Origin of the sequence: Janthinobacterium longum (assembly GCF_051380735.1) — a bacterium.
GTDB lineage: Bacteria > Pseudomonadota > Gammaproteobacteria > Burkholderiales > Burkholderiaceae_D > Janthinobacterium.
Map to the genome: position 1 here is coordinate 1 of NZ_JBNYXQ010000003.1, position 25051 is coordinate 25051.

The 25051-nt window shown below is 63.0% G+C and carries 18 protein-coding genes and 1 pseudogene; 3 read left to right on the forward strand and 16 right to left on the reverse strand.

Going from position 1 to position 25051, the window contains the following annotated elements; genetic code table 11:
- A partial coding sequence (locus tag ACQ4WM_RS10805; RefSeq protein ID WP_436546681.1) for an IS4 family transposase occupies positions 1-271 on the forward strand: 271 nt, incomplete at its 5' end.
- Here ACQ4WM_RS10805 and ACQ4WM_RS10810 read toward each other — a convergent pair.
- The 7 genes and pseudogenes from ACQ4WM_RS10810 to ACQ4WM_RS10840 all read right to left on the reverse strand — a co-directional run bounded on the left by ACQ4WM_RS10810 (position 236) and on the right by ACQ4WM_RS10840 (position 10260).
- Positions 236-856, reverse strand: coding sequence for an HNH endonuclease (locus ACQ4WM_RS10810; RefSeq protein ID WP_436546682.1), 621 nt, complete (start codon positions 854-856; stop codon positions 236-238). The genes ACQ4WM_RS10805 and ACQ4WM_RS10810 overlap by 36 nt on opposite strands.
- A 200-nt stretch (positions 857-1056) precedes the next feature.
- A complete protein-coding gene (locus ACQ4WM_RS10815; protein ID WP_436546683.1) occupies positions 1057-1767 on the reverse strand; it encodes a response regulator in 711 nt (236 codons plus the stop codon).
- Positions 1768-1862: 95 nt separating this feature from the next.
- Positions 1863-6065, reverse strand: a complete 4203-nt coding sequence (locus ACQ4WM_RS10820) for a hybrid sensor histidine kinase/response regulator (RefSeq protein ID WP_436546684.1) — start codon at positions 6063-6065, stop codon at positions 1863-1865.
- A gap of 74 nt (positions 6066-6139) precedes the next feature.
- On the reverse strand, positions 6140-7312 hold the full coding sequence (locus ACQ4WM_RS10825; protein WP_436546685.1) for a patatin-like phospholipase family protein: 1173 nt from the start codon (positions 7310-7312) through the stop codon (positions 6140-6142).
- A 47-nt stretch (positions 7313-7359) separates the two neighbouring features.
- Positions 7360-8872 (reverse strand): annotated as a pseudogene (locus ACQ4WM_RS10830) (gamma-glutamyltransferase family protein).
- A 62-nt stretch (positions 8873-8934) separates the two neighbouring features.
- The gene (locus tag ACQ4WM_RS10835; protein WP_436546686.1) at positions 8935-9693 is read right to left on the reverse strand and encodes a 3-hydroxyacyl-CoA dehydrogenase; all 759 of its coding nucleotides are present in this window, start codon (positions 9691-9693) and stop codon (positions 8935-8937) included.
- A 141-nt stretch (positions 9694-9834) separates the two neighbouring features.
- The gene (locus ACQ4WM_RS10840; RefSeq protein ID WP_436546687.1) at positions 9835-10260 is read right to left on the reverse strand and encodes a hypothetical protein; all 426 of its coding nucleotides are present in this window, start codon (positions 10258-10260) and stop codon (positions 9835-9837) included.
- A 304-nt stretch (positions 10261-10564) separates the two neighbouring features.
- On the opposite strand from ACQ4WM_RS10840, the gene ACQ4WM_RS10845 reads away from it, so the two are divergent.
- A complete protein-coding gene (locus ACQ4WM_RS10845) occupies positions 10565-12592 on the forward strand; it encodes a TonB-dependent receptor domain-containing protein (protein ID WP_436546688.1) in 2028 nt (675 codons plus the stop codon).
- A gap of 1 nt (position 12593) precedes the next feature.
- Here ACQ4WM_RS10845 and ACQ4WM_RS10850 read toward each other — a convergent pair whose 3' ends face one another.
- The 7 genes from ACQ4WM_RS10850 to ACQ4WM_RS10880 form a co-directional block, all read right to left on the reverse strand.
- Positions 12594-14651: a sodium-translocating pyrophosphatase gene (locus tag ACQ4WM_RS10850; RefSeq protein ID WP_436546689.1), complete on the reverse strand. Its 2058-nt coding sequence runs from the start codon at positions 14649-14651 to the stop codon at positions 12594-12596.
- A 160-nt stretch (positions 14652-14811) separates the two neighbouring features.
- Complete coding sequence (gene adk, locus ACQ4WM_RS10855; RefSeq protein ID WP_436546690.1) at positions 14812-15468, reverse strand: adenylate kinase; 657 nt, start codon at positions 15466-15468, stop codon at positions 14812-14814.
- A gap of 251 nt (positions 15469-15719) precedes the next feature.
- Positions 15720-16475 carry a 3-deoxy-manno-octulosonate cytidylyltransferase gene (kdsB, locus tag ACQ4WM_RS10860; RefSeq protein WP_436546691.1) on the reverse strand — a complete coding sequence of 252 codons (756 nt, stop codon included), beginning with the start codon at positions 16473-16475 and terminating at the stop codon, positions 15720-15722.
- 3 nt (positions 16476-16478) lie between these two features.
- Positions 16479-16655: a Trm112 family protein gene (locus ACQ4WM_RS10865; protein WP_082988760.1), complete on the reverse strand. Its 177-nt coding sequence runs from the start codon at positions 16653-16655 to the stop codon at positions 16479-16481.
- Entirely contained in the window at positions 16636-17670 is a 1035-nt protein-coding gene (gene lpxK, locus ACQ4WM_RS10870) for a tetraacyldisaccharide 4'-kinase (protein ID WP_436546692.1), read from the reverse strand. The genes ACQ4WM_RS10865 and lpxK overlap by 20 nt, the downstream gene beginning before the upstream one ends.
- A 5-nt stretch (positions 17671-17675) precedes the next feature.
- Complete coding sequence (locus tag ACQ4WM_RS10875) at positions 17676-18119, reverse strand: ExbD/TolR family protein (protein ID WP_436546693.1); 444 nt, start codon at positions 18117-18119, stop codon at positions 17676-17678.
- Positions 18116-18718, reverse strand: a complete 603-nt coding sequence (locus ACQ4WM_RS10880) for a MotA/TolQ/ExbB proton channel family protein (protein ID WP_436546694.1) — start codon at positions 18716-18718, stop codon at positions 18116-18118. Before ACQ4WM_RS10880 ends, ACQ4WM_RS10875 begins: the two co-directional genes overlap by 4 nt.
- 1280 nt (positions 18719-19998) lie before the next feature.
- On the opposite strand from ACQ4WM_RS10880, the gene xseA reads away from it, so the two are divergent.
- On the forward strand, positions 19999-21360 hold the full coding sequence (gene xseA / locus ACQ4WM_RS10885) for an exodeoxyribonuclease VII large subunit (RefSeq protein WP_436546695.1): 1362 nt from the start codon (positions 19999-20001) through the stop codon (positions 21358-21360).
- A gap of 60 nt (positions 21361-21420) precedes the next feature.
- Here the strand turns inward: xseA and ACQ4WM_RS10890 are convergent, their stop codons facing one another.
- Positions 21421-23898: a TonB-dependent receptor gene (locus ACQ4WM_RS10890; RefSeq protein ID WP_436546696.1), complete on the reverse strand. Its 2478-nt coding sequence runs from the start codon at positions 23896-23898 to the stop codon at positions 21421-21423.
- 111 nt (positions 23899-24009) lie between these two features.
- Positions 24010-25050, reverse strand: a complete 1041-nt coding sequence (locus ACQ4WM_RS10895) for an ABC transporter ATP-binding protein (RefSeq protein WP_436546697.1) — start codon at positions 25048-25050, stop codon at positions 24010-24012.
- Between the last annotated feature and the right edge of the window lies 1 nt (position 25051).

Here is a 25051-nt window from a genome sequence, read left to right on the forward strand (position 1 = left end):
GGGCAGGACCTGTCCGGATTTGGATGCGGAACTTTTCTTCGACCCCGATGAGATTCAAGCAGCCTACCTGCTGCGCAAAAAGACACCGCCAGACAAACCCCGCTTGAACGAGGTTCTGCGCCAAGTGGCCTGCATTGGCGGCTTCCTCGCCCGCAAGGGCGATGGCGAACCGGGCGTCAAGACGATCTGGCTTGGTTTGAAGGATGTTCATGTGGCGGCGCAAACAATACGCACCCTACGTGAAATGGGGGCGCTCAACAGTTGTGTATAACGAGGTGGGATCAACCCTGAGCGCCAAATTAATAACTCCTTTAGCTTCTCGAATTGTAATTCTAGGGCCGACCACTTGGACGTCCCAATGATTAGATCTAGCAATCCATTCGTTGTCTTTAACCTGAAGAGATACTACCCCAGCTGAGTCTGTAAAAGTACCAGATATTAAAAATGGTTCACCTTCTGTTTCTGGCCGACGGATACTAAAAACCGGATAACCCTGTACCTGTATCGGAACCGGACAATTTTTTAGGATCATTCCACCGAAGTGCAATTCAGGAAAACCTTCACAAAAATCCCAAAACTCGCGTGTATAACCAACTTGCAAACATTTTGGACTTTTCATTGCGAGAAGTACGCGCGCTTTAGACCACTGCTTCGTTGTGACCTTCGTATGACACTGCGGGCACAAAAGAGCGATGCCATCTACAGTATGCGCTTTGGCATTATGATACTCAGGATCAACATGCTCATATTGAACAATTCCGAGTCCACATATTACACAGCCGAATCCACATTTTTTCCTAACCAATCGCTTCACGTCAGCGGGTATATCACGACTCAATCCAAACTTGTTTCTCATAGCCCCCCAGTACACAGTTTAAAAAAGTGACAATGCAAAGAATTATTGCACCTAAAGGGGCGGCAGTGCAGCAATATCTAAATAGAATGATCATTTGCCGGTTTAGCAGGTGCGGCGAGGCAGGACTTTGCCGTGTCTACAACCACTGTTGCCTACAATTTCCCCTTATACGATGTAAAGACCCCATACTTGCTCAAGCGCTACGATTTTCCAGTATAAGTCAGCAGGCGCACTTGCCAGGCGGCGCTGCGCGCCAGCGTGGCCAGTGCCGACTGCAGCGCTGCGTCGTCGAGCGCCGGCGCCTGCAGCACGGCGACCAGGGCGTCGGCCGCGCCATGCAGGCCCAGCGTGGTGCAGCCCAGGTGCAGGCGTTCGATCTGCTGGCGCGCCTGGGACGGCTCGCCGCGTGCCAGCAACGCTTCGATATGGCTGGCACTGGCTGCGGCCTGCTCCTGGAAGCCGGCCAGGTAGGCCAGCAGGCGTTCGGCATCGACGCCCAGCCGCTGCAGGGTCAGGCCAGGTGCTTCGGCCGGCGGCGTGCCACCGGCAGCGAAACAGGCATCGAGATGCTGGCGCACCTGCTCCTGCTGGAAGGGCTTGACGATATAGCCGGCGGCGCCGGCCCGCACTGCGTCACGCACGGTGTCCTGGTCATTGGCGGACGACACCAGCACCAGCGGCATGGCGTCGAGCGCGCTGTCGGCGCGCACTTTTTGCAGCAGCTCCATGCCGGACAGGCGCGGCATGCGCAAATCGCAGAAACACAGGGTCGGGCGCAGGCCGCCTTCGAGCTGCTCCCAGGCGGCGGCACCATCCTCCGCTTCCACGATATCGTGCACGCCGCAACTGTCGATCAGGTGCATCAACACCATGCGCGAGACCACATCATCATCGACCACCAGTACTTTCATTGCCGCCTCCTTCGCTGGCGCCTGCAACGCGCCCCGGCCTTATTCTACCGAACTTCGCCGCCGCCACCGCATGAATTGCTTTTTATATATCGGCCTCACCTGGCGGCGATCTCGGCCAGCAAGGCGTGCAGGCGCGGCAGTTCCAGCGCCATGCGCGCCCAGTGACCGCCATCGGCCGCCTCTTCCAGTTCGGTGCACAGCAGGTGCAAGGCGGCTTCGTCGAGATAGGCGGCGCTGCCCTTGAAGCCATGCAGCAATCGCCCGGCGCCATCGCTGTCGCGCGCGGCCATGGCCGCATCGAGTTCGGCCAGCCGGCCGGCCAGGTCCAGTGCAAAGGCGCTGCGCAGGCGGCGCTGCAAATCCTCGTTGCGTGCGCCCTGCCCCGTCGCCGGCCCGGAGGCGGCCGGCGCCACGCCAAACAGCGCATCGAGTTCGGCCTGGCCGCGCGCCAGCAGGCGGGGCGGCTCGGCGGGCAGGCGCGGCAGCAGATGGCCGCGCGCCAGCTGGCGCTCGATCGCGCGCCTCAGCAGGCAGTGCAGCGCCGTCTCGTCGATCGGTTTGCTGAGGAAATCATCCATGCCGGCGCCCAGGTAGCGGCTGCGGTCTTCCTCGCTGGCGTTGGCCGTCAGCGCGACGATCATCACGTGCTGGTCGCAGACCGGCTGGTCCGGCAGGCCGCCGGCGCGTATCAGCCGCGTGGCTGTGGCGCCGTCCATCTCGGGCATGCGCCCGTCCATCAGCACCAGGTCGTAGCGCGTTTGCGTGCAGGCGGCCACTGCCAGCGCACCGTTGGCCACCACCTCGACCCGGTGTCCGAGGTCTTCAAGCATCACGCGGATAATGATCTGATTGGTCGGAAAATCTTCGGCGCACAGCACGCGCAACTGGTGGCTGTGCGGTGCCAGCACCAGCTGCGGCGCCAAAGGCGGCGCCACGCCGTCGGCCAGTGGCACCGTGAACATAAAGGTGCTGCCCTGCCCTGTCGCGCTGGCGACGGCGATTTCGCCCCCCATCAGCTCGACCAGCTGGCGGCAAATCGCCAGGCCCAGCCCCGTGCCGCCGTAGCGGCGCGTGGTGCTGGCGTCGGCCTGCTCGAATTTCTGGAACAGGCGTTCCATCGCGTCGGCTTCGATGCCGATGCCACTGTCGCTGACAATAAAGCGGATCAGGTTGACCTGGCGCACGCCATCGCCCGCCGGCGCCAGGGCGCTGCGCTCGACGCGCACACGCACAGCGCCACGCTGGGTGAACTTGAAGGCGTTGCCGACCAGGTTGACCAGCACCTGGCGCAAGCGCGTCGGATCACCCACCACGAACTCGGGCAAATCGGGTGCCAGCTCGATGTCAAAACCGATGCTGCGCGCGGCCGCCTGCTCTTCGAACAGGCTGGTCACGTTTTCTATCGCCGCACCGAGCGCGAAGTCGATGTTTTCCATCGACAGCTTGCCCGCTTCGATTTTGGAGAAATCGAGCAGGTCATTGATGATCGCCAGCAGCGACTGGGCATTGGCCTGGCCGCGCAGGATCTGTTCGCGCGTCGCCGGATGCAGCGCGCTGTCGCGCAAGGCAAAGCCCAGCATGCCGATCACGCCGGCCAGCGGGGTGCGCATCTCGTGGCTCATATTGGCCAGAAACTCCGATTTCTGACGCGTCGCGTCTTCCGCCTTGCGCTTGGCCAGGCGCAGGCTTTCCTCGTTCTGCGTCAGGCTGGCGTTGGCCAGCGCCAGCTCGTCGGCCTGGGCCCGCACCTCGATCTCCTTGCCTTGCAGTTCGCGGTTTTTTTGCGATACTTCAGCGGTGCGTGCGCTGACCAGTTTTTCCAGCCGGGCCTGCTGGAGCCGCACGGTGCGCATGCGCTGGCGATAGGCGCCGTAGATGAGGCCCAGCAGCAGCGCCAGGGCCAGGCTGCGGAACCACCACGTCTTCCACATCGGCGGCAGGATGGTGATCGCCAGGGTGGTGCCGGCTTCGTTCCAGATGCCGTCCTTGTTGGCCGCCTTGACGCGGAATACATACTCGCCCGGATCGAGATTGGTGTAGGTGGCAAAGCGCCGGCCGGCGTCCGTCATGACCCAGTCCTGGTCGAAGCCTTCGAGCCGGTAGGCGAACATATTGCGCTGCGGCGCGGCGAAATGCAGGGCTGAAAACTCCAGCGAAAACACGCTGTCGCGGCTGGTCAGGCTCAAGCTGCGCGCGTGGTTGATGGCCGTGTGGAGCAGGTGGGCAAACTCGCCGCGCCCCACCGCCACCGGCTTGTTGAACACTTGCAGCTCGGTGATGGCCACCAGCGGCGGCACGCGGTTGTCGTGGATATCGGCCGGCAGGAACGCCGTCATGCCGTTGAAGCCGCCGAAGTACATGGTGCCGTCATCGGCGCGCATTGCGGCGCCGTCGAAGTAGGAACCCTCGGCGGTGCCGTCGGCGCTGTCGTAATTGCGAAACTGCCCGCTGCGCGTGTCGAGCCGGGTGATGCCGCTATTGGTGCTCAGCCACAGCTGGTCGCGGTCGTCGCCGAGGATGCTGGCAATCGCATCGTCGGCCATGCCATCCTTGCGCAGGAAGCGGCGAAAGCGGATATTGCCCTGCTGGTCGACATCCATGCGGTTCAGGCCATTGGCCGTGCCGACCCACAGCACGCCGTGCCGGTCTTCATGCAGGTAATGCACTTCGTCGTGACTGAGGCTGGCCGCGTCCTTCGCATCGTGGCGGAAATGGCGGAACGTGCCTTTGCTGCGGTCGAACAGGTCCAGGCCGTGGAAGGTGCCGATCCAGATGCGGCCCTGGCGGTCTTCCAGCACCGGGCGCACGGTATTGTCTGACAAGCTGTCGGGATTGGCCGGATCGTGGCGGTAGGTGGTAAATTTGCCGCTGGCCGGGTCGAAATGGTGCACGCCGCCGCGCGTCGAGACCCACAGCATGCCACTGCGCTCGCCGGCCACATTGCGGATGGTGTCGCTGTTCGGGTCGCCAACGCCGAAGCGGGTGGTGGAAAAACGCCGCGTGGCCAGGTCAAACCGGTGCAGGCCCGAACTGCCACCCACCCACAGCGCGCCGTCGCCGCGCGCATACAGGGTCGTGACCTGCTCGTCGCGCGACATGCCGGGCTTGGACCTGAGATCGAACAGCTCGGTGGCGCCGTCGCGCGTGTCATACAGTTTCAGGCCGCGGCTGGTGGCCAGCCACAGCTTGCCGTTGCCGGCGTCGGCCAGCGCGCGCACTTTTTTATCGGCCAGCGCGGCCATGTCGTCGGGCGCGCGCACCATGCGCGAAAAACCGCCGCTGCCCAGGTCGACCCGGCTCACGCCGTTGTACCAGGTACCGACCCACAAGGTGCCGGCGCGGTCGCGGAACAGCGAGGCGAGCTGGTTGTCGGCCACGCTGAGCTTGTCGCCCGTCTGGTGCCGGAACTGCAAAAAGGTGTCGCTGTCGCGCTGCCAGCGCAGCAGGCCGTCGGCATTGCTGCCCAGCCAGACGGTGCCGTCGACGTCCTGGTACAGGCTCGATATGCGCAGGGCCGAAAAACCCTGCTGCGGCCCCAGCCGCTGGCGCAGGACGGGCGGCTGGCCCTTGGCACCCAGGCGCCAGCGTTCGGCGCCGGCGCGCGTGCCGATCCACAGGTTCTGCTCGCGGTCGACCATCAGCGCATGGATCAGATTGTATTTCGAACCCGGCGATGGATCGATCACAAAGTGCTCGAAGCGCGAGCTGCCCGGCGCCAGCATGTCCAGTCCGGTCACCGTGCCTATCCACAGCCGGCCCTGGGCATCCAGCGCCAGGCTCTTGATTTCATTGTCGACCAGGCTGTCGGGGTTGTTTGCTTCATGGTGCCAGCTGCGAAAGGCGCCGGTGCGTCGGTCGAAATGCTGCAGGCCGTCGGCGGTGGCGATCCAGAAACCCTGCGCGCCATCGTCGACGATGGCGTTGATATGCTCGCTGCCGTTGCCGCGCTTGCGCTTGCCCTCGATGCGGTAGTGGACAAAGGTTCCGCTGGCCGAATCGAAACGGTCCAGGCCATTGTCGGTGCCGACCCACAATTGGCCATCGCGGTCGACATGCAGCACGCCGACCCAGTTGTCGGTCAGGCTGGTGGCGTCGCCTTCGATATTCTTGTAGACCACCACCCGGTAGCCGTCGAAGCGGCTCAGACCGGACTGGCTGCCGAACCACATAAAACCCTGCGCATCCTGGGCGATCGCCAGTACCGACTCCTGCGCCAGGCCGTTTTCGACGCTGAGCTGGTCGAAGCGCAAGGTGCGCGCCGGCGCTGCCTGCGCCCAGGCGCCCACCAGCAAGCTCAAACACCACGCTACAGCACAAACCCGTCGAAATACCCGCACGATCGTCCAGTCAGAAAAAACGCGGCAACAGCGCGTCAGGCGGCGAAAAACGCCAGTACATCGTCTTTGCGGGCCTGCGTGTCGCGCTGTCCAAGACGAATCAGCTCGTTAGTATACGTCGATTCGAACAACAAATACGAGGCCAGCGCCGCGCCCCTGGCTTCAGCGGCGCCTATGCCCGACAACATGGTGCGTATCGGCCGCGGCAAGCTGCCGATATGGCGGCTGGCGATGGCGTCGAGGCGATCGGACGGCGCGATCACCAGCAACTCCACCGGCCGCAAGGGAGTTTTGTCCAGCAATTCTGGCGGCAGCACCGACAACGTCAGGTTGATGCGGTTCAGGCGTTCGATGTCGACCGCCAGGCCGTCAAGGAAGATCGACGACAGCGCATGGCCGGCGATCTGCGCCAGGCTCGGATAGCGCGCCGATTCGGCCTTGTTCGGCGCCGGCTCGGTCATACGCCCGGCGCCCACCACCAGCACCTTGTTCGCGCCCAGGTGGATGGCCGGCGAAATCGGCGCCAGCTGGCGCATCGAACCGTCGCCGCAATACTCGCGCTGGCCGCCGATATACAGCGGCACGGCGGGAAAGATGAACGGTATCGCGGCTGACGCCAGCAGGTGCTCGACGCCGATCTGCTCCTGCAGCGCCAGCCGCTGGGTACGCACCCACGGCGCGATCTCGGCGCCGGTCTGGTAGAACGTCATGTGCCGGCTGCCCGAATACGACGAAGCGGTGACGGCCAGCGCATGCAGGCGGCCATCGGCCAGCGCCGCGTCCAGGCGCGGCAGGTCGAGCATGCGGTGCAGCAGGCTGACCAGCGGTGTATTGTCGAGCAGCGAAGTCGGTGGCGTAGCGTGCCATTGGCGCAACAGCCAGCCGAACGACAACAAGGAGAGCCAGCGTGCGCCCGAGCGGATCACGCCCAGCGAATCGGCGCGATACACCTGCTCGACCTCGATATGCTGCCACACGTCGAGCAGCTTTTGCACGCCCTCGCCGAAGTGGTCGGCGCGGCAGGCCAGCGCGGTGGCGTTGATGGCGCCGGCCGAGGTGCCGCAAATAATGTCGAAGGGATTGCGCTCGGGCGCCCAGCCCGCTTCCAGCAGGATCGCCGATATCGATTGCAATACCCCCACCTGGTAGGCCGCGCGCGCCCCGCCGCCGCTCAGAATCAAGCCTGTTTTTTTGTTTTCCGTTCCCATGCCGCAGATTAGCAGGCTAAAGATGCTTTGTGGAACTTCTTATTATGTCAGTCGCCCCGCGCCATGCCTTCACGGCGCGGATCGGCGCCGCCAAACCAGAAGTCGCGGCCGTGCGCGTTCAGGCGCATGCTGCCCTGCAGGCCGGAATTTTGTTCGCTTGCGCGCACCTCGTGGCCCATCGCGCGCAGCGCATCGACTTGGGCGGCCGGGATGCGGCCCTGTTCCAGCTCGGTGCGGCCGTTGCGGCTGCCGAAGTTCGGCAGGCTGATCGCCTGCTGTACGTTCAGGCCCCAGTCCATGGTGCCGACCAATACCTTGGCCACGTAATTGATGATGGACGAGCCGCCTGGAGAGCCGGTGGCCAGCACCAGTTTCTGCGTGCCTTTTTCAAACACCAGCGTCGGCGACATGGCGCTGCGCGGGCGCTTGCCCGCTTCGACCCGGTTGGCGATGGGGCCGCGCGCTGGGCCAGGTAAGTCTTGTCGAGCAAGGAGGCGATGCCCGCGCCCGGCAGCGGCACGAAGTCGGTATCGGCCACATAGCGGTTGCGGTCGGCATACGCCAGGCGACCCGCTTCGGCAAATAAATGAATGGCGCGCGCATCGGGCACGCCGTCAACGGGTGGAAAGCGGCTGATGTCTTTCACCTCCAGCATGCCCAGCATCTGCGCAATCGCGATGCCGCCCGACGACGGCGGTGGCATGCCGCAGACGGTCCAGGCGTTGTAGTCGTTGCAGACGGGCTCGCGCACTTTTGCGCGGTAGGCGGCGATATCGTGCGCCGTCAGCTTGCCCGGATTGGTGGGGTGCGCGGCCACCTTGGCGGCGATGTCGCGCGCGATGCGGCCGTTGTAAAACGCGTAGGCGCCGTCAGCGGCGACCTCGCGCAGGGTGCGCGCCAGCTCCGGGTTCTTCAGCACATGGCCAACCGGCCAGGGCTGGCCAGTCTTGTCATAGAAGTAGCTGGCGGCGACCGGGTCGCGTTTCAGGGCCTGGTCCCATTTCAGCAGGCCGTTCAGGCGCTGGCTGACTGGAAAACCGTCCTGCGACAGCTTGATGGCGGGGCCGAACAGGGTAGCCCAGGCCAGCTTGCCGTGTTCCCTGTGCGCCAGCTCCAGCATGCGCAGCACACGGAACGCCCACCGACCACGCCGGTGCTGCGCGACACGGGGCTGCCGTCGGGATTCTGGAACAGGGTTTCGTCGGCGGCAGCGGGCGCCGTTTCGCGGCCGTCAAATGCCTGCACTTGACGGCCATCGGCGTACAGCAAAAAGGCACCGCCGCCGATGCCCGACGATTGCGGCTCGACCAGCGTCAGTACCAGCTGCGTGGCGATGGCCGCGTCGATTGCGCTGCCGCCTTGTTTCAGCATGCGGTAGCCGGCATCGGCCGCCAGCGGATTGGCAGCCGCCACCATGAATTTGTGCGCCGTCCAGCCCGGCTTTTCCGCATAGGCGGTGGCGATTTCAGGCGCCTTTTGCGGTACCTCGGCAAACCCAGGGCCGGCGCACATGGCGCCCAGCAAGGCAAGGCGCAAGGGCAGCGGCTTGAAACTGTTCATGGATACTCCGATTGCAATACAGCGGGTATCCTACAACACCGGGCCCTGCCAAGGCATACGGTTTATTTTGGCTGCATGCGTATCGCACCGTCGAGACGAATAGTTTCGCCATTAAGCATGACGTTTTCAACGATGGCTTTTACCAGCTGCGCATACTCGCCCGGCTTGCCCAGGCGCGAAGGGAACGGCACCATCTTGCCCAGCGCATCCTGCACTTCTGCCGGCATGCCGAGCAGCATCGGGGTTTCGAAAATGCCGGGCGCCACGGTCATCACGCGGATGCCGCTGCGCGACAGGTCGCGCGCCATCGGCAGGGTCAAGCCCACTACCGCCGCCTTGGACGAAGCGTACGCGGCCTGGCCGATCTGGCCGTCAAAGGCCGCCACCGAAGCCGTATTGATGATAATGCCGCGCTCGCCGTCGCCGGTCGCGTCCAGCTTGCCCATGGCGTCGGCCGCCAGGCGGCACATATTGAAGGTGCCCACCAGGTTGATATTGACCACCTTCTGGAACAGGGCCAGCGGATGCGGGCCATCCTTGCCGACGGTTTTCACGGCCGGCGCCACGCCGGCGCAGTTGACCAGGCCGCGCAAGGTGCCCAGCTTGGTTGCTGCCGCCACCACCGCCAGGCCGTCTTGCTCCGACGTCACGTCGCACTGCACGAACAGGCCACCGAGTTCGGCCGCCAGCGCCTCGCCTGCTTCGACCTGCAGGTCGGCCAGCACGACCTTGCCGCCGGCTTGAGTGAGCATGCGCGCCGTGGCCGCGCCGAGGCCCGAAGCACCGCCGGTGATAATGAATACATTGTCCTGAATTTGCATGAAGTCTCCTGTTGTGTGTAATCGGCCAACTGAATGAATACTGGCTGACGCAATTGACGCGATTGACGTTTACGTAAACGTCATATCGCCGCCAATTGTAGCCAGTTTCTGCTGGCGACGGCAACCACTTGCCGGCTCAGGTCAAAAACATTGCAGGAAGGCGCCGTTGCGATGGCAGACGCGCCCCTTCGCATCGAGCGTGGCGTTGCCGACACCGCCATCGTGGCGCATGCCGGACGCATCGCGGCAACCGCCGCTGTCGCAGGAATTGACCGGCAGCGGCGCGCCCGGCACCGGCGCGTGCGTGGCGGGCGGCATGGTTTGAGGGCGCAACACTGGCGGCGGCGCCTGCATGGCCGGCATGCGGCCGATCACTTGCGGCACGGCGCGGCGCGGCACTATTGGCGGGGCGGTGGCGCATGGCTCGACAGCGAGCCGGGTGGGGTCTTGCGCATCAAGGCGGCAGACCGGCAGCGTTTGGGCGGGCGCGGCAACACTGCCGGCCTGCTGCGCAGCAGCCCAGGCGCTGCTGCCGACGAACAATAACAGTAATGTCAACCGTTTCATGAGGTGCTCCCGCAAGCGACATGCCTGCATTATTGGACTGCGGCACAGCAGATACCAGCCACCAGCCACCAGCCACAGTAGCGCTTTTTTACGATTGCCGGCGCGGGCCTGGGCCGTGCGACGGCAAGCAGCATGTGCCAAATAATCGGGGACGGTGTTTTTTATTCAGCCAGGCACTTTCTTTCTTGCCAGCTTGGCATTACAATAAGAACGATTCTTATTCGCATTAAATAAATGCGGCGACTCTACCCTCTCCAAGCCACCCGCAGGCAGCCAGGAATCAACTTTTCCTGGAAAGTTTCATATGTTCAAACGCAGTACCCTGTTTCCCGCCATGCCTGCCTTGTTACCCTGCTTGCTGTCGCTGGCCGTCAGCAGTGCCTGGGCCGAAAGCACGCCGGCCGCTGCCGACCCTGGCCTGGCCACGGTGGTGGTTACCGCCTCGGGCACGGCGATCGATATCAAGGATGCGCCGGCCAGCATCAGCGTCATCACGCGCGAGGAAATCGAACGCCAGCCCGTACATGACCTCAATACCCTGCTGCGCCGCATTCCGGGCGTGACGGGCGGCACCAGCCCGGTCGGCGAAGAATCGAAAATCAAGCTGCGCGGCCTGCCCGACAAATACACGCTGATCCTGGTCGACGGCAAGCGCATGGGCAGTTCTGCCGACACCGCCTATCGGCCAGACCTGGGCCGCCAGGACCTGAACTGGATTGCACCCGAGATGATCGAGCGCATCGAGGTAGTGCGCGGGCCGATGTCGTCGCTGTACGGTTCGGATGCGATGGGCGGCGTGATCAATATCATTACCCGCAAGGTACCGGGCAAATGGCATGGTTCGGCCACCGCGAACCATACGGAGCCGCAGGACAGCGGCCGCGGCGCGGCGCAGCAGCTGGGCCTGAACCTGGCCGGCCCGTTGTCGGACACCATCGGCATGCGCCTGGGCGTGTCGCAGTCGAAGCAGGATGCCGATGAAAAAATCATGCGCAACGCAGGCGGCATCGGCGGCGAGCGCAACCAGAGCATCACGGGCCAGCTGAACTGGGCGCTGAACAAGCAGCACAGCCTGTCGCTGGACGCCAGCTATGGCCGCCAGCAAGCGTCCGATTCGCCCGCGCTGGACGCCGACGGCGAGCCGCTGTTCTATGCCTGGGGCGCCAGCAAGCTGATACGCAAGAGCATCAGCCTCGGCTATGAAGGCAAGCTGGAGTTCGGCAAGGCAAGGGTCAATCTGTACCACAACGACTACGACAACCAAGTCACCGGCGTGATCGCAAAATCGAAGGACAGCACACTTGACGCCACCCTTGAAAAACGCCTGGGCTGGGGCGTCGAGCAGTTGCTGGTGATGGGCGGCCAGTGGAAACACCAGGAACTGACCAACACCGACACCATCGGCACGATTCCAGTGGACTACCTGGGCAATCCGGTCACGGGCGCGTCGCTGTCGGGCACCACGTCGGCGCTGTTTGCGGAAGACCAGTTGTTCCTGCGCGAAGACCTGACGGCCACGGCCGGCTTGCGGCTCGACCATCACGGCAAGTTCGGCAACCATTACAGCCCGCGCCTGTACCTGGTCTACCACCCGGCTCCGGCCTGGACCATCAAGGGCGGCGTGTCGCAGGGTTTCCGTGCACCTAGCCTGAAAGAAAACTCGCCGTCGGCCGCCACCAATTCGGGCGGACGCGGCTGCACCAGCCTGCGCCCGCTGGGCTATGTCAGCGGCACCTGCTATATGGCCGGCAATGCCGATCTGAAACCGGAAACCAGCACCGCCGGCGAGATCGGCGTGGCATACGACCAGCATGGCTGGGAGTTCGGCCTGACGTATTTCCACACCGACTTCAGGAACAAGATCGACTACGCGCCGCTGGGCAAGTTCCAGGGCATCTGGTGGACGCGGATGACCAATATCCAGAAGGCGCGCACCAGCGGCCTGGAAGGCACGGCCACGCTGGCCATCACGAAAAACCTCAGCTGGCGCAACAACCTCACCTATATGCGCGAAGCGAAAAACCTCACCACCGGCGCCAACCTGCTGTCGACGCCGAAACTGTCGTGGTATTCGGCGCTCGGCTGGCAAGTCAATGACCAGCTGTTCGGCGAAGTGTCGGCCCAGTACACGGGCAAGGAGCTCGACGCCGGTACGCTGGCCAACAAGGCCTACACCATCGTCGATGCGGTGGTGTCGTACAAGGCCACGCCCCACTGGACGGTGCGCGGCGGCGTGGAAAACCTGTTCAAAAAAGGCCCGATGGCCGACGGCCAGGTTAACTACTATGTGCCGGGACGGCGCATGTTCGTCGGCCTGACCTCGCGTTTTTAGGCTAGTTGGGCACCACGACTGCCAGCCAGCCGGTGGCCGGCAGCAGTGGCACCAGCAGCAGCGCGACGATATTGATAATCTTGATCAAGGGATTGACGGCCGGCCCCGCCGTATCCTTGTACGGGTCGCCGACGGTATCGCCGGTGACGGCCGCCTTGTGCGCCTCGGACCCTTTGCCGCCGAAATGGCCATCCTCGATGTATTTCTTGGCATTGTCCCAGGCGCCACCGCCGGTGGTCATGGAAATGGCCACGAACAGGCCCGTCACGATCGTGCCCATCAACAGGCCACCCAGGGCGGCCGGCCCCAGCAGCATGCCGACCACGATGGGCACCACCACCGGCAACAAGGACGGAATGATCATTTCGCGGATCGCCGAGGCCGTCAGCATGTCGACCGCCTTGTCGTATTCGGGCCTGGCAGTGCCTTCCATGATGCCCTTGATATCGCGGAACTGGCGCCGCACTTCGACCACCACGGCGCCGGCCGCGCGCCCTACCGCTTCCATCGCCATCGCACCGAACAGATACGGAATCAGGCCGCCGATAAACAGGCCGACGATCACCATCGGATTCGACAAATCGAAGGTGATGTGCTGGCCCACCGATTCGAGCGCATGCGTGTAGTCGGCAAACAGCACCAGCGCGGCCAGGCCGGCCGAGCCGATGGCATAGCCCTTGGTCACCGCCTTGGTGGTATTGCCGACAGCGTCCAGCGGGTCGGTAATCGCGCGTACCGAATCGGGCAGGCCAGCCATCTCGGCGATGCCGCCCGCGTTGTCGGTGATCGGGCCGTAGGCGTCAAGCGCGACGATAATACCGGCCATCGACAGCATGGCGGTGGCCGCGATCGCAATCCCGTACAGGCCACCCAGCTGGTACGACACCAGGATCGCCACGCAGACAGCCAGCACCGGGTAGGCGGTCGACTTCATCGATACGCCCAGGCCGGCAATAATATTGGTGCCGTGGCCGGTGGTCGACGCTTCGGCAATATGGCGCACCGGCTTGAAATCGGTGCCCGTGTAGTATTCGGTGATGTAGACCATCAAGCCAGTCAGTACGATGCCGACCACGGCCGCGCCCATCATCTTGTAGCGCATCGCGTCGTCGGGCCACAGCTGCCACGTGACGACCGCAAAGCCCACCAGCGACAGCCCGGCCGCCCACCACAAGCCGGTGTACAGGGCCGACATGATTTTCTTGCCCGGCGCAGTTTTCACCATCGAGCAGCCGACGATCGAGGCCAGGATAGACACCGCCCCCAGCAGCAGCGGATAGACGATGGCCGTGCTGCTCGCCTCGCCCAGCAGCAAGGCGCCCAGCAGCATGGTGGCGATCAGGGTCACCACATAGGTTTCGAACAGGTCGGCCGCCATGCCGGCGCAGTCGCCCACATTGTCGCCGACGTTGTCGGCAATCACGGCCGGGTTGCGCGGATCGTCTTCGGGTATGCCCGCCTCGACCTTGCCGACCAGGTCCGCCCCCACGTCGGCGCCCTTGGTAAAGATGCCGCCGCCCAGGCGCGCGAAGATGGAGATCAGCGAGGCGCCAAAGGCCAGGCCGATCAGGGGCTTGATCAGGTCATGCTGCGACAGGCCGGCCGCGCCGGTCGACGCCAGCAGCCAGTAGAACAGGGTCACGCCCAGCAGCCCCAGGCCGACCACCAGCATGCCGGTGATCGCACCGCCCTTGAAAGCCACGTTCAGGGCCTGGTTCAGGCCCAGGGTGGCCGCCTGCGCCGTGCGCACATTGGCGCGCACCGAAACGTTCATGCCGATAAAGCCGCAGGCGCCCGACAGCACGGCGCCGATCAGGAAACCGAGGGCCGTGTGCACGCCCAGCAAGGCATAGATGGCGATCAGCAGGACCATCCCGACGATGGCGATGGTGCGGTACTGGCGCGCCAGGTAGGCGGCTGCGCCCTGCTCAATGGCCAGCGCAATTTCCTGCATGCGCGCATTGCCCGGGTCCTGGCGCAAGATCCAGCTGCGCGAGAGCAAACCGTAAATAACTGCGACCACGCCGCAGGCCACCGCAAACCACAGACTGGCTGCCATATCGTCTCCTTCTGTTTTTATACTTCGTTATTGCCTACAGCTGCGGGCAAGACCCGCAGCCAGGAAAACACGAACTGCAAAAAAACACTGCTGAAACGCGATGGCAGCAACGCAATGCCGATAAAAAAAGCGGACAATCGTGTCCGCTTTTTGTGCTGCCTTATTCCGCCAGGGCGGCAAATGCGCTGTCGCGTATCTGCTCGACCGGGCCGACGCCGGCGATGCGGCGGTATTTAGGTGCACCGGGCAGGCCAGACTGCGCCCAGTCGTTGTAATAGCCGAGCAGGACCTTGGTCTGGTTGTGATACACGTCCAGGCGTTTCTTGACGGTTTCCGCCTTGTCGTCGTCGCGCTGTATCAACGCTTCGCCGGTGACGTCATCGACGCCTTCTACCTTCGGCGGGTTGAACTTGATGTGGTAGACACGGCCCGAACCGGGATGGCTGCGGCGGCCATCCATGCGCTCGATGATGGACTCGTCCGGTACATCGATTTCCAGCACGTAGTCGACATTGATGCCGGCGTCTTTCATGGCGTCTGCCTGCGCGATGGTGCGCGGGAAGCCGTCGAACAGATAGCCATTGGCGCAATCGGCGTCCTGCAGCCGGTTCTTGACCAGGCCGATCATGATGTCGTCCGACACCAGGCCGCCCGCATCCATGACTTTTTTCGCAGCCAGGCCCAGTTCGGTGCCGGCCTTGATCGCCGCGCGCAACATGTCGCCCGTGGAGATTTGCGGAATATTGTATTTTTCTTTGATGAAGTTAGCCTGGGTGCCCTTGCCGGCACCGGGTGCTCCTAACAGTATGAGACGCATTGAAGTTCCTAAAAAACAGATTTTGGATGGGTACGTGTAATTATTTTTAGATGGTGCAGTATTGACTATCTTTCCCCACGAAACTTACCACAAAAAATCGCCGGAACGCCAGTTTGGTGTCGATCTGGCATCGGCCGATTGATCAAAGCCAGCAATTATGAAAGGCTGGCGTTTGAAAATGTGGTATTTGGCACAAACACACAAATTATATTTGCACGCCTGTCCATTTGCGGGTAGCACTCGAACACAACTCAAGCAGAACGATAGTGGGCCTGCACGCGCGCCAGGTCTTCCGGCGTGTCGACGCCGGCTGCCGGTGCAGCGTCCGTCACATGCACGGCGATCGCATGGCCATGCCACAGCACGCGCAATTGCTCCAGCGCTTCGATCTGTTCCAGCGGCGACGCTTCGAGCGCGGGATAAGCCTGCAAAAAGGCATTGCTGTAGGCATACAAGCCGATATGGCGCAGCGGCGCGTAATCGGGTGGCAAGGCCTCGCGCGAGCGTGCAAAACCGTCGCGGTGCCAGGGGATGGTGGCGCGCGAAAAATACAGCGCACGGCCGGCCTTGTCGAGCACCACTTTCACCACGTTCGGGTTGAACGCATCGGCCACGTCGTGCAGGCGATGGGCGCAGGTGGCCATCGGCACGCCGGGGCGTATCTGCGCGGCGCAGGCAGCCAGCAGGCCTGGCTCGATCAGCGGTTCGTCGCCCTGCAGGTTGACCACCACGGCGTCCATCGGCAAGCGCAGCACCTGTGCCACTTCGGCGATGCGGTCGGTGCCCGACGGATGGTCGCCACGCGTCATGCACGCCTCCACCCCATGCGCGGCGCAGGCGGCGCGGATGTCTTCATGGTCGGTGGCGACGATCACGCGCGAGGCGCCCGACAACAGCGCCTGCTCGGCCACGCGCACCACCATCGGCTTGCCGCCAAGATCGGCCAACGGCTTGTTGGGCAGCCGTGTCGAGGCCAGGCGGGCCGGGATGATGACGACGAAGGACATCGTTTATTCCACGGCGTCTTGCAGGGTGCGCGCTTCGTCGGCCCACATGATGGGGATGCCGTCACGGATGGGATAGGCAAGGCGGTCGGGGCGGCAGATCAGTTCCTGCGCCTTTTTATCGTGTTCAAGCGGGCCCTTGCAAACAGGGCAGACCAGGATATCAAGCAGTCGAGCGTCCACGACATTTCTCCACAATTTGTTGGGCCAGCGCGCTGTCTATTTGCGCGCTGACCGGGACAACCCACAGTCTCGGGTCATCTTTGAGATATTCAATTTGCGCACATTTTACTGCATCCTTCTCGGTGATCAAGATCACATCCGTGTCGAGCGCGGCAAAGGGCTGGTCGAGGAAATCATGATGGTCGGGCAAGGCCAGCTCGTCAAAACGCAAACCGGCGCCGCGCAGCATGCTGAAAAAGCGCTGCGGATTGCCGATGCCGGCCGCCGCCACGATGCGCTGGTTATTGTTTGCCAGCTGTGCCAGCGGCAGTTGTTCGCGGCGGTCGAGCAGCCGTTCGGCCACGCCGCCGGCCAGGCGCATCTGCACCACCAGGCCCTTGCCCGGTGCCACGGTGGCCACCAGTGCCGGTGCGATCTCGGCTGCATTGATCACCGTTACGTCGCGGCGCCGGCGCGGCGGCTCGCGCAAGGGGCCGGCCGGCAGCAGCCAGCCGTTGCCCACGCCACGGCCGTCGAACAGCACGATCTCCACGTCGCGCTGCAAGGCGTAATGCTGCAGGCCGTCGTCGGTCACCAGCACGTCGACCTCGGGATGCGCCGCCAGCAGCGCCCGGCCCGCCCCGGCGCGGTCGCGCCCCACCATCACCGGGCAGCCGCCATGCTGGAAGATCAGCAGCGGCTCGTCGCCGACCTGCTGCGGGGTCGAGCTGGCGCTGACGGCGCGCGGTGAACGGTCGGCGCTGCCATGGCCGCGCGAAATCACGCCCGGACGCATGCCAGCTTCGCGCAAGGCCTGCACCAGCCAGATCGTCAGCGGCGTCTTGCCGGTGCCGCCAATAAAAATATTCCCGACCACCACGACGGGCACGGGCAGGCGTTGCGATTTCAGGATATGGCTGCGGTACAGGGCGCGCCGCAGCGAACCCAAGGCGCCGAACAGCAGCGAAACGGGCCAAAGCGCGCAGGCCAGCGGGCCGCGGCGCAGCCAGGCGCGGGTAATGGTGGTTTCCAGCATGCGGCCTACTTGTTGCCGCCAGCCTGGGCCGCAAACGTCAGCTTTTCATAGCCGGCCAGGCGCGCCGCTTCCATCACATGGATCACCATCTGGTGCATGGCAAGCTGGTCGGCATTGACCACCACCACCGGCGTTTGCGCGGGCGGCTTGCCGCCGTTGGCGGCCTTGGCGGCATCCTGCAGCGCGTCGGCCAGGCCGGCCACGTCGCGGAACGACACCGGCTGCAGGTTGACCGTGTAATTGCCCTTGGCGTCGATGGTGACGTCGATCTGCTGCGGCTTGTCCCTGGCCTGCTCGGCGTTGGCCGTCGGCAAGGTGATCTGCAGTTCCGTAAATTTGCTGTAAGTGGTACTGACCATCAAAAAGATCAGGATCACCAGCAGCACGTCGATAAACGGAATCAGATTGATTTCGGGGTCTTCCCTCCCCTTGCCTTTACGAAAGTTCATTGGCGGCCACTGTGTACGAGGTCGACGAACTTGACCGCTTGCTGCTCCATGTCGATGACAAAACTGTCGACCAGGGCGCGGAAGTGGCGGTAGAAGATCAGCGCCGGCATGGCGATGGCCAGGCCGAAGGCGGTGTTATACAGAGCTACGGAAATACCGTGCGACAAGGCCGCATTCGAGGCGGTGGCGCCGGGCGAAGCAAAAATCTCGATCATGCCGATCACCGTGCCGAACAGGCCCATCAGCGGCGCCAGGGTTGCAATCGTGCCAAGGGTGGTGAGGAAGCGTTCCAGCGTGTGCGCCACGCCGCTGCCGGCCTCTTCGATCGATTCCTTCATCACCTCGCGCGGTGCATCGACATTGCGCAGCGCGGCGGCCAGCACCACGCCCAGCGGCGAATTGGCTTCCAGCTTGGCTATCGTGTCAGGGGTGATCTTGCCGCTGCGATACACCTGCACCACTTCATCGAACAGCTTGCGCGGCAGGATGCGCGGACGGCGCAGGTACAGTAATCGCTCGATGATCAGGGCCAGCGCGACGATGGAAGCGATCAACAACAGCCAGATGGGCCAGCCGGCGGCTTGGAATAGTGCGAGCAAAAGGAACTCCCGTAATAATGAAAGGCGAAACGCCTGCGACGAATGGCGCAATGTAGCGCGTTGCAGCGCTGGCGGCAAGGGGCGCTCGCCGCATCGTACCAGCGACCAGCGAAGCGCAGTGCCGGACAACTGCTCGGGTTTTGCACAGTTTGTGTGGATAAGATTGTGCGCAAGCGGCCTCAACGAATGACAAGTCATTGATTTCATTGATGATTGCCACCATGCGCAAATTAAAGGCATAGCAGCTATTCACAGGGAGTCAATGTCAAATACATCACAAAACCAAAGTTCTGCACAATTACTGTGGACAAGATTGTGCGCAAACCCACGAACGAAGATCAAGTCATTGATTTTAAAGGAAAACTTGTCAATGCACAAAAATGTGGCAACAGTCATCAAAAAAGGACAAACTGCCGCCAATAAGTTCTGCACACAATCTGTGGACAAGATTGTGCGCAAGCGCACGGTTAGGCCCCAAGTACATTGATTTATATCGTTTTTATGTCACTGATTAAAATTCAGGCAGCAGCAGGAAAGCCAGCTTTTCGGGGGCTGAAAAGGGCCGCACGCTGCGGTTTTCCACAACCCAGGCAGTTCCGCACAAAAAATGTGGATAAGATTGTGAGCAAGCGTCTTGACTCCACGCAAGCACCTTGATTTTAAAGGGATTTTTACCAATGCTTAAAAATAGAGCAGCCAATTACCCCTGTGCAATGTCAAAAAAACGCCATATACATGGAAACAATTTACACGGTTCTCCCCATATTCTGTGGATAAGATTGTGCGCAAGCAGGCAGCGCGGTTTTTATGTCCTTGTTTTGTAAGACTATTCTTACAGTGCGCAAAAAGCAGGCAGGGGCAGGGCAGCGTGCGCCGGTGGATAAAATAGCCAGCTTGTACAAGTTCTGCACATTTTTTGTGGATAAGATTGTGCGCAAGGCCATGTATGCTATCGCAAGTCCTTGATTTATAATGATTTAAGGTCCATGGTCAAAAATACGGCAGCAGCGTTTTTACGCTACCGCAGGGGTGTTTATCCCCAGCAAATAGTTCCGCACAATTTCAGTGGATAACTTTGTGCGTAAGTGCCCCCGGTATTGCTGATGTGCTTGATCCATAAGGACTTTTTCCTGCTGCACGCAAATCAGGCATCGGTAAAACCATCATCAAATCAATGACTTGGAAATAAAACTTGTTGTTTTGCCTGATATATGACATAAGCATGACCTCGCCGATAATATGTGGACAGCTACCCTTCTTCCCACCGTGGAACGCCCGACATGATGAACGACACTGCTGTAGACAGCGGCTTTGCAGCCCCGCCCGTACTGACCGTGACAGCCCTGAACCAGGCCGTTGCGCGTCTGCTCGAGCGCTCGTTTCCACTGACCTGGATCGCGGGCGAGATCTCCAACTTCACGCGTGCCAGTTCCGGCCACTGGTATTTCACCCTCAAGGATGACGCCGCCCAGGTGCGCGCCGTGATGTTCCGTGGCCGCGCCCAGTACGCCGGTTTCACCCCGCGCGAAGGCGACAAGGTCGAAGTGCGCGCGCTGGTCACCCTGTACGGTGCGCGCGGCGACTACCAGATCAATGTGGAGGCGATCCGCCGCGCCGGCGTGGGCGCCCTGTACGAAGCCTTCCAGCGCCTGAAAGACAAACTGTCGGCACAAGGCCTGTTCGATGCCGAACGCAAGCGCGCCATCCCGATGTTCGCGCGCACCATCGGTATCGTCACCAGCCCCCAGGCAGCGGCCCTGCGCGATGTGCTGACAGCCTTGCAGCGGCGCGCGCCACATGTCGCCATCATCCTGTATCCGACGCCGGTACAGGGCCAGCAGGCGCCGGAAAAAATCGCCCATGCCATCCGCACCGCCTCGCAGCGCGCCGAATGCGACGTGCTGCTGGTATGCCGCGGTGGCGGCAGCATCGAGGATTTATGGTCGTTCAACGACGAAGGCGTCGCCCATGCAATCGCAGGTTGCAGCATGCCGGTGATCAGCGGCGTCGGCCACGAGACCGACTTCACGATAGCCGACTTCGCAGCCGACCTGCGCGCCGCCACGCCGACGGCCGCCGCCGAACTGGCCGCCACGCCGCGCGCCGACTGGCTGGCCTCGCTGCGTGCCGACACCAACGATTTGCGCCGCGCCATGCGCCGCCGCCTGGACGACGCGGCGCAAACGCTGGACCGCCACAGCCGCCGCCTGCTCAACCCGAAAGCGCAGCTGCAGCAACAGCGCTTGCAGCTGCTGGCCCTGTCGACCGCCATGACGCACGCCGCGCGCGCGCCGCTGAACCAGTCGATGTATGCACTGGACCGCTTGCGCCACCGCTGGGCCGCGCTGCGCCCCGACGTGACGGTGCCGCGCGCGCGGCTGCAGGAAGCGCAGCGCAGAAGCGGCGCAGCGATGGAACAACTGCTGACGCGGCGGCGCCATCAGCTCGGCGCCCTGGCCGCGCAGCTGGAACTGCTGAACCCGCAGCGCACCCTGGAACGCGGCTACGCCATCGTGCGCGACGAAAAAGGCCATATCGTGCGTTCGCCAGCGCAATTGCAGGCACGCCAGCACTTGCACCTGCGCCTGGCCGATGGCAGCGCCGAGGTCGGCATCGCCAGCGTGCAGACGGTAATGGAATAAAAAAGGCCGGGTGTCGCCACCCGGCCAAAACATGCTACTGAGACCTTACAGCCCTGCTGCTTAAAACTTCATCGATACCCGTGCACCAAACGTGCGCGGCGCGTTGTAAAAGGCGCCGTAGATCTGCTGCGTCGGCTGGCATGGCATGCCCACATCGGTGCAGATTTCATTGACATCGAGCTTGACCGCCTTGTCGGTGGCGTTCTGCACGAACGCTTCGACCGTGTAAGCCTTGTTGGCCGGCTGGTAGCGCAGGCTCAGGTCCAGCGTGGTATAGGCTTGCTGGCGCTTGACGCCGGCGTGGCCCGGCACGTCGCCGTTGAACGCGCCGGCGCCGACATAGCTCATGGTTTCGTAATGCACCGACGCGCGCGGCGTCAGCTGGCCGCCGGCGACTGCAAAGTCATGCTCGTACTGCACCGTGGTGGAGAACTTCGGCGCGTGCTTCATGGTGCTGCCGCCCACGTTCACCAGCGGTGCGGTGCTGCCGCAAGCCTGGCCATTGGCGCGCGCCGCATCGACGTCGCACGACAGAAAATCGTCGTACACGGCTTTCAGCCAGGTGGCGTTGCCGGTCAGGCGATCAACCGCAGTCGGCCGCCAGACCCACTCCGCTTCCAGGCCCTTGACGGTGGCGCCCGCCGCATTGAAGTTGGCCAGTACGCTGTTGACCACTTGCGATTCGAGCTTGTCCTTGTATTTCATCAAAAAGGCGTCGAGGTTCAGGGTCAGCTGGCGATTGAGCAAATCGGATTTGAAACCGATTTCATAACTGGTCAATTTTTCAGGCTTGGTGGTGGCGCCACCGTCGCCGATGGCCGGCGAGTGGAAGCCGGTGGTCACCGAACCGAACAGCAAGATATCGGGCCGCAGCTTGTACTCGATGCGGCCCAGCCAGGTTGCCTGGCCATATTTCAGGTCCGCCGTGTTGTCGCCCGGTGTATTGCCGCAGGACGCTGCCGTGATCGCGCCACCCGGTCCGATATTGTGCGTGTTGGCCAGGCCCGTGCCGGGCTTGACCAGCTGCGCCAGTTGGTCCGGCGTCAGCACGGTGGTGCCCAGCGGCGTGTTGGCGGGCCAGTTCGGGCAGGCCCAGTTCTGGCCGCCGATATCGAATTTATGGTCTTTGGTGTAGCGCGCGCCGGCCGTCAGCTTGATCTGGTCCGTCACTTGCTGGCTGACCTGGCCGAACACGGCTTTCGATTTCAGCTGGCGATTGCCCTGGATGAAAGACATCGACGAAGCATACTGGCCGACGGTCGGCTGCACGAAAATCACGGCGCCGTTGGCGATATCCTGCTGCACTGCGGCCTGCGAGATCTGGCTGCGGTCGATATCGAAGCGCACCTTGTTCTTCTCATTGAACAGGAACAGGCCGGCCACCCACTGGAACGGCGCCTCGTCGTCCGAACGCGCCTGCAGCTCGTGCGAATAGCTGTCGAACTGCGCCCAGTCGGTGCGGTTTTCCGACTTGAAACCTGGGAACAGGCCGGCGTCGGCGTCGTTGCTGTTCTGGCGCTTGTAGCGGCTCCAGCTGCCCAGGTAAGCAAAGTCGAGCGAGTCGGTCGGCTTGTAATTGAGCTTGCCCTTGTAAGTCAGGATCGATTGATCGAGCGTGCCCGGCGTGTCGATCAGGGCCGAGCGCAGTTTTTCACCCGCTTTCGGTTCGGCCGCCAGGTAGACATTGCCGGAACCCTGGTCGAGGAAGTAGTCGGCGATAAACGTGCCGCGCAAGTGCGGCGTGATCTTCCACAGCAGCGAGGCGCGCACGCCCATCTGGTCGCCGGCGCCATACTTGGCCGCACCCGGCATCACGTTCGAGCCGCGGCGGAAATCGACCGTACCATCGTGGCTGTCCTTGATGGCAGCGATGCGCAGCGCCACGTCGTCGGAAAGCGGGATATTGAGCATGCCCTGCGTCTGCAGGTGACGGTAGTCGCCAACGGTGATGCCGGCCGAGCCCATGAATTTGGTCGTGTTCGGCGCGGCCGACACCAGATTGACGGCGCCGGCGGTGGAATTGCGGCCGTTCAGCGTGCCCTGCGGACCACGCGCCACCTCGACGTGCGACAAGTCGTACATCAGCGCGGTGGCGCCTTGCGGCCGTGGCGAATACACGCCGTCGACATAGAACGCCACGGCCGGGTCGCCCAGTTCGGTATGGTTGGCCGAACCGACGCCGCGCATATAGACGTGTACGCCGCCCGAGTCGCCATGCTGTTCAACCACCAGGCTGGGCACCATGGTGGCCAGCGAAGCAAGGTCCTTGACCTGGTTGTTCTGCAGGGTGTCCTGGTTGAAGGCGGTGACGGCCAGCGGCGTGTCCTGCACAAAGGTGTTGCGACGCGTGGCCGTGACGACGATGCGGTCCATCGGCGCCGCCGCAGCGCCATCCGTTGCCGCTGCGTCTGGTGCTGGTGCTGGTGCAGCCGTATCGGCCTGCTGCGCCATGGCGGCGCCGCTGCCCAGCAGGATCAGCTGGGCAAATGTGACGTGGGCCAGGCTGCTGGCGATGGTGTTACGTACTGGTTGTTTCATGATGTGTCTCCTCTACCTGCCACTGGTTGGATAATGATGGCATGGCTCTGCGGCCATGGCCTTGCTTTTCAACGCCGCTACTCAGCTTGAATTCATGATGCCTCCGTCGCTTCAATGCCTGGCCACGGCACGGCCACCGGCATCGAACAGAAAGGCGTGTCCCTCTTCCGGCGCAAAGCCGATGCGGCTGCCCGGCGCCAGTGCGTGCTGCGTCTCGCCATGCAGCTTGATCGCCAGCGCATGCGCGCTGTTGTCGAGCATGGCGTGGATGATCTGGGCGTCACCCAGCTGCTCGATCAGCGTGACGTTGGCACCATAGCCTTCGCCTTGTGATACCAGGCGCAGATGCTCGGGACGGATGCCGACCAGCATGCCAGGCTCGCCGCCCAGCTGCGCGGCCAAGGCCGGCACCGCAGCGCATGGCAAAAAGTTCATGCGCAGCGCGCCGATAAAGCCGGCCACGAACTGGCTGGCCGGATGGCGGTACAGTTCCAGGGGCGCGCCCACCTGCTCCAGGTGGCCGCCGTGGAATACGGCCACGCGGTCACCCAGGGTCATCGCTTCGACCTGGTCATGCGTCACGTAGATCATGGTCGTGCCCAGTTCCTGGTGCAGCTTGGCCAGCTCGATGCGGGTCTGCACGCGCAGCGAGGCATCGAGGTTAGACAGCGGTTCGTCGAACAGGAACACCTTGGGCTGGCGCACGATGGAGCGGCCGATCGCCACGCGCTGGCGCTCGCCGCCCGACAGCGCCTTCGGTTTGCGCTCGAGCAGGTGCGTGATCTGCAAAATCTCGGCCACCTTGCCAACGGCGGCGCGCACTTCGGCGTCCGGCTTGCCAGCGAGCTTGAGCGCAAAACCCATGTTCTCGCGCGCCGTCATGTGCGGGTACAGCGCATAGCTCTGGAACACCATGGCGATGCCCCGTTCGGCCGGCGGCACGTCGTTGGCCAGCAGGTCGCCGATGCGCAGCTGGCCCGCGCTGATGTCTTCCAGTCCGGCGATCATGCGCAGCAGGGTCGACTTGCCACAGCCGGACGGCCCGACGAAGACCATGAATTCGCCGTCATGGATATCGAGGTCGAGGCCCTTGACGATTTCCGGGCCGTCGCCATACGTCTTGCGGATGCCGCGCAGCGAGATGGCGGCCATC

Bases quoted from the DNA above. Each gene is read 5' to 3' on its own strand.
- ACQ4WM_RS10810 (WP_436546682.1), bottom strand. From the start codon at position 856: ATGAGAAACAAGTTTGGATTGAGTCGTGATATACCCGCTGACGTGAAG.
- ACQ4WM_RS10815 (WP_436546683.1), bottom strand. From the start codon at position 1,767: ATGAAAGTACTGGTGGTCGATGATGATGTGGTCTCGCGCATGGTGTTG.
- ACQ4WM_RS10825 (WP_436546685.1), bottom strand. From the start codon at position 7,312: ATGGGAACGGAAAACAAAAAAACAGGCTTGATTCTGAGCGGCGGCGGG.
- ACQ4WM_RS10835 (WP_436546686.1), bottom strand. From the start codon at position 9,693: ATGCAAATTCAGGACAATGTATTCATTATCACCGGCGGTGCTTCGGGC.
- ACQ4WM_RS10840 (WP_436546687.1), bottom strand. From the start codon at position 10,260: ATGAAACGGTTGACATTACTGTTATTGTTCGTCGGCAGCAGCGCCTGG.
- ACQ4WM_RS10845 (WP_436546688.1), top strand. From the start codon at position 10,565: ATGTTCAAACGCAGTACCCTGTTTCCCGCCATGCCTGCCTTGTTACCC.
- ACQ4WM_RS10850 (WP_436546689.1), bottom strand. From the start codon at position 14,651: ATGGCAGCCAGTCTGTGGTTTGCGGTGGCCTGCGGCGTGGTCGCAGTT.
- adk (WP_436546690.1), bottom strand. From the start codon at position 15,468: ATGCGTCTCATACTGTTAGGAGCACCCGGTGCCGGCAAGGGCACCCAG.
- kdsB (WP_436546691.1), bottom strand. From the start codon at position 16,475: ATGTCCTTCGTCGTCATCATCCCGGCCCGCCTGGCCTCGACACGGCTG.
- lpxK (WP_436546692.1), bottom strand. From the start codon at position 17,670: ATGCTGGAAACCACCATTACCCGCGCCTGGCTGCGCCGCGGCCCGCTG.
- ACQ4WM_RS10875 (WP_436546693.1), bottom strand. From the start codon at position 18,119: ATGAACTTTCGTAAAGGCAAGGGGAGGGAAGACCCCGAAATCAATCTG.
- xseA (WP_436546695.1), top strand. From the start codon at position 19,999: ATGATGAACGACACTGCTGTAGACAGCGGCTTTGCAGCCCCGCCCGTA.
- ACQ4WM_RS10890 (WP_436546696.1), bottom strand. From the start codon at position 23,898: ATGAAACAACCAGTACGTAACACCATCGCCAGCAGCCTGGCCCACGTC.
- ACQ4WM_RS10895 (WP_436546697.1), bottom strand. From the start codon at position 25,050: ATGGCCGCCATCTCGCTGCGCGGCATCCGCAAGACGTATGGCGACGGC.